The following is a 4023-nucleotide window of genomic DNA, read 5'->3' on the forward strand; positions in this document are numbered from 1 at the left end:
CGGTGTTCAGGAGATGGTTCGACCGCAGCCAGCGTCTCTATAGGAGGACGTGGGTGCGCACGTACCCACGCTGGCCACGGCCGCTACCGACGCCGCGTTTCCGCACATTCCTCGCCAAAAGAATTTCGGATCGGGGCTAAAAGAAGCGGCTCCGGTTGAGGGCTGCGAAGGAGTCAAATTGCATGGCCCGCATCAAGGGTCGTACGATCGGTCTGGCCCACCGGCCCGCCGCCCGGCCCCCTTCGAGCGCCCGATGAGCGATCGGTCCTCCGTCGTCACGGCCGCCACCGGACCGGCACCGCGCGCGATTCGGTTCGCGGCGCTGCACAACCGCGAGTACCGCCGGTACTTCCTGGCCGGCCTGCTGGCGATGGTGGCCGACAACATCGAGCACGTCATCAGCTACTGGGTCATCTTCCAGGCGTTCCACTCGCCCTCCCTGGCGGGCTTCGCCGTCATCAGCCACTGGCTGCCCTTCCTGGTCTTCTCCGTCTACGCCGGCGCCCTGGCCGACCGGTTCGACTGCCGCCCGCTGATCCAGGTCTCCCAGGCGCTCTTCATGGTGGCGTCCCTGGCGTGGGGCCTCCTGTTCCTCACCGGAACGCTCCAGATGTGGCACGCGGTCGTGATCCTGCTCATCCACGGCGCGGCTGGGGTGGTGGCGGCGCCGGCCACGCAGCTGATCCTCCACGACATCGTCGGCGTGGAGCATCTGCAGAGCGCGATCCGCCTCTATGCGAGCAGCCGCTATCTGTCCATCCTCCTCGGTCCGGCGGTCGGCGGCGGCCTCATGCTGCTCCTGGGACCGGCCTGGGGCCTGCTCGCGAACGTGCTCATCTACCTGCCCTTGTGCGCGTGGCTGATCCGCGTGCCGTACACGGGGCATCTTCACGCCGGCGATCGCCGGGGGCCGGCGCCGCGTTTCGGACTGCGCGAGGCGTGGGCGCTCTTTTCCCAGGTGCGCTCCGACCGGCGGATCACCGCGATGATCGTACTGGGTGGGGCGACCTCCTTCTTCGTGGGCAACGCGTTCCAGGCCCAGATGCCGGAGTACGCGCAAAATCTCGGCGCCGACGAGACGGGGATGCAGTACAGCGTCCTGCTCGCGGCCAACGCCGCCGGCGCCGTGATCGGCGCCGTGCTTCTGGAGAGCGCCAATCTCCTCCGGCCCAACGTCAGGACCGCGATCCTCTGCGCGATCGCCTGGGGCGTCACGATGGGGCTGTTCCCGGCGGCAGGCACCTACGGCCTGGCGGTGGCTCTGCTCGTCCTGGCCGGTATCTTCAACATCGCCTTCACGTCGATGGCCCAGACGCTGGTTCAGCTCCTGGCGCCGCCGCGGGTGCGCGGAAGCATCGTGGGCCTGTTCAACACGGCGATCCTGGGCCTGAGAGCCGGCAGCGGCGTGACGGTGGGCATTCTGGGCGCGTTCATCAACATCTACTGGTCGCTGGCGCTGAGCTCGGCCGCGGTGGTCGTGACGGCGCTGGGGCTGCTCTTCCTCGACGCGAGCCCGCCGCGGAGCGGCGAGCCTTGAGGAGGCGGGCCTCGGGCCCGGCGCGGACGAGGGGCGTGGGCCGCTCCCGCGGGAAGGAGAAGACGATGGCGGAGACCACGATTGGCCTGCTGCATCCGGGAGAGATGGGGAGCGTGGTGGGGGCGTGCGCCCGCGCCGGCGGCGCGCGCGTGCTCTGGGCCTCCGAGGGTCGCAGCGCCCCCAGCCGCGCGCGCGCAGCCGCCGACGGCCTGGAAGACGCCGGCACGCTCGGAGCGCTGGTCGCCCGCAGCGCGGTGATCCTGTCCGTCTGTCCCCCGCACGCGGCCGCCGACGTCGCCCGCGGGGTGGCTGCCCACCGCTTCTCCGGCATCTACGTGGACGCCAACGCGATCGCTCCGGCGACCGCGCGGAACGTCGGGGCGATCGTGGAGCGGGCGGGGGCCAGTTTCGTGGACGGCGGCATCGTGGGCCCGCCGCCGCGGGCTCGCGGCACCACGCGGCTCTATCTCTCCGGGAGGGAGGCCAAGCGCGTCGGCGCGCTCCTCGCCGAGAGCCCGCTGGAGGCGATCGCGCTCGACGGCCCACCGGGAGCGGCCTCCGCGCTCAAGATGGCCTACGCCGCCTGGACCAAGGGCACCTCCGCGCTGCTGATGGCGATCCGCGCAATGGCCAGCGCCGAGGGCGTGGACGAGGCGCTCCTGCGCGAGTGGCAGCGCTCGCAGCCCGACCTGCCCGCGCGCTCGGAGACCGCGGTGAAGTCGAGCGCGCGCAAGGCCTGGCGCTTCGTGGGCGAGATGGAGGAGATGGCGGCGACCTTCGCCGGCGCCGGCCTCCCCGACGGCTTCCAGCGGGCCGCCGTCGACATCTACCGCCGGCTGGCCGGCTACAAGGACGCCGCGACGCCGCCGTCGGTGGCCGAGGTCTCCCGGACGCTCAGGGGCTGACGCCGCGCCGGCGCTCCTCGAGCTCCTCCAGCGTGCGCGGCCAGTCGCGGTGCAGCAGCCGCGAGAGCGCGCGGTCGGCCAGGAGCTTGCCGCCAGTCTGACAGCGGGCGCAGTAGTTGGTCTCGTTGTCCGCGTACACGATCCGCTGCACGGGCGCGCCGCACTGGAGACACGGCTGGCGATAGCGCCCGTGCACGGCCATGCCCTCGCGGAAGGCCGTGACGCCTTCGGGAAACTTCCCGCCCGCCTCCCGCCGCAGGCGCTCGATCCACTCGAGGAGGGTCTGCCGGGTGGCCTCGAAGAGCCGCGCGATCTCCTCCTCGGTGAGCTGCGGGCTCAGCTTGACGGGGGACAGACGCGCCCGGTGGAGGATCTCGTCGGAGTAGGCGTTGCCGATCCCGCTGAAGACCCGCGGATCGGTCAGCACCCGCTTGAGCGTGTGATTCTCCTTCACCAGCGCCGCGCGGAACGCGGCCAGGTCCTCCTCCAGCACCTCGAGGCCGCCCGGGTCGTGCTCGCCCAGCGCCGCCTGGCCCCGGGCCAGATGCAGCGCCGCGCGCCGCTTGGAGCCGGCCTCGGTCATGAGCAAGGTGCCCGAGGAGAAGTCGAACGCGGCGAGCGCGATCTTCCCGGGCGGCCGGGCGCCGGCGCTCCGCCAGTGAAGCCGGCCGGCGATCATGAGGTGGATGATCAGGAAGAGCTCGTCCTCGAGCTCGATGACGATGCGCTTGCCGAGGCGCCGGAGCCCGGCCACGGTGCGGCCGGCCGCGGCCGCCAGGGGCGGATCGACCGAGCGGAGGACGAAGGGGCTGAAGAGGCGCACCCGTTCGAGCCGAGCGCCGCGGATCCGGGAATCCAGGGCCTCGATGTAGACGGCGACGTCGGGCAGCTCGGGCATTAGAATGCTCCGATGGACGCCTACAAGGCTATCGTGAACAAGCGCGACCAGCGCGCCTTTCTTGCACGGCCCATTTCCGAGGACGCGCTGGAGCGCATTCTGCAATCCGGCCGCATGACGGGCAGCTCGAAGAACCGCGAGCCCAACCGCTTCGTCGTCGTGCGCGACCGCCAGCGCCTGGCCGCCATCGCCGCCCTCAGCGGCTTCGCCCGGTGGATGGCCGACGCTGCCGTCGCCATCGTCATCGCCCAGACCGAGCGGCACGACTTCGACGCCGGGCGGTGCGCCCAGAACATGATGCTGGCCGCCTGGAACGACGGCATCGGCTCCTGTCCCGCGCACGTGCCCGAGGCCGAGCTGGCGACGCTGCTCGGCATCCCGGCCGGCATCGCCGTCAACCGCGTCATCGGCTTCGGCTACGTCGATCCCGAGCGCGCCGCGCCGCCGCGCGCGGTGGGCCGCCGGCGCCGGCCGCTCACCGAGCTGGTGCGCTGGGGGACGTGGTGAACGGGCGGGGGTACACTAGTGCCGTTCCAACTATTCGCGCCTAGGACGGCACCGTGTACGTCGTTCGTGGACAGATTTAGCCCCGATCCGAAATAAGCTCGCAGGTGAAAGCGGCACATGGCCGCGAACATGGGCGGTGTTCAGGAGATGGTTCGACCGCAGCCAGCGTCTCTATA

At 71.3% G+C, this 4023-nt stretch carries 4 protein-coding genes; 3 read left to right on the forward strand and 1 reads right to left on the reverse strand.

Going from position 1 to position 4023, the window contains the following annotated elements:
• The first annotated feature begins 253 nt into the window (after nucleotides 1-253).
• Together VGV13_10200 and VGV13_10205 are read left to right on the forward strand one after the other, a co-directional pair.
• Entirely contained in the window at nucleotides 254-1537 is a 1284-nt protein-coding gene (locus VGV13_10200) for an MFS transporter (GenBank protein HEV8641454.1), read from the forward strand.
• A 65-nt stretch (nucleotides 1538-1602) separates the two neighbouring features.
• Complete coding sequence (locus VGV13_10205) at nucleotides 1603-2442, forward strand: DUF1932 domain-containing protein (protein HEV8641455.1); 840 nt, start codon at nucleotides 1603-1605, stop codon at nucleotides 2440-2442.
• Here VGV13_10205 and VGV13_10210 read toward each other — a convergent pair.
• Nucleotides 2432-3340 carry a DNA-formamidopyrimidine glycosylase family protein gene (locus VGV13_10210; protein ID HEV8641456.1) on the reverse strand — a complete coding sequence of 303 codons (909 nt, stop codon included), beginning with the start codon at nucleotides 3338-3340 and terminating at the stop codon, nucleotides 2432-2434. The genes VGV13_10205 and VGV13_10210 overlap by 11 nt on opposite strands.
• A gap of 12 nt (nucleotides 3341-3352) precedes the next feature.
• Between VGV13_10210 and VGV13_10215 the strand changes: the two genes are divergently transcribed.
• Entirely contained in the window at nucleotides 3353-3847 is a 495-nt protein-coding gene (locus tag VGV13_10215; protein HEV8641457.1) for a nitroreductase family protein, read from the forward strand.
• Nucleotides 3848-4023 lie beyond the last annotated feature (176 nt).

The sequence above is a fragment of the Candidatus Methylomirabilota bacterium genome (assembly GCA_036001065.1).
In the GTDB taxonomy this organism is placed as follows: domain Bacteria; phylum Methylomirabilota; class Methylomirabilia; order Rokubacteriales; family CSP1-6; genus MNEF01.

Excerpts from the sequence above, each read along its gene's own strand:
- VGV13_10200 (HEV8641454.1), top strand. The coding sequence starts at position 254 with ATGAGCGATCGGTCCTCCGTCGTCACGGCCGCCACCGGACCGGCACCG.
- VGV13_10205 (HEV8641455.1), top strand. The coding sequence starts at position 1,603 with ATGGCGGAGACCACGATTGGCCTGCTGCATCCGGGAGAGATGGGGAGC.
- VGV13_10210 (HEV8641456.1), bottom strand. The coding sequence starts at position 3,340 with ATGCCCGAGCTGCCCGACGTCGCCGTCTACATCGAGGCCCTGGATTCC.
- VGV13_10215 (HEV8641457.1), top strand. The coding sequence starts at position 3,353 with ATGGACGCCTACAAGGCTATCGTGAACAAGCGCGACCAGCGCGCCTTT.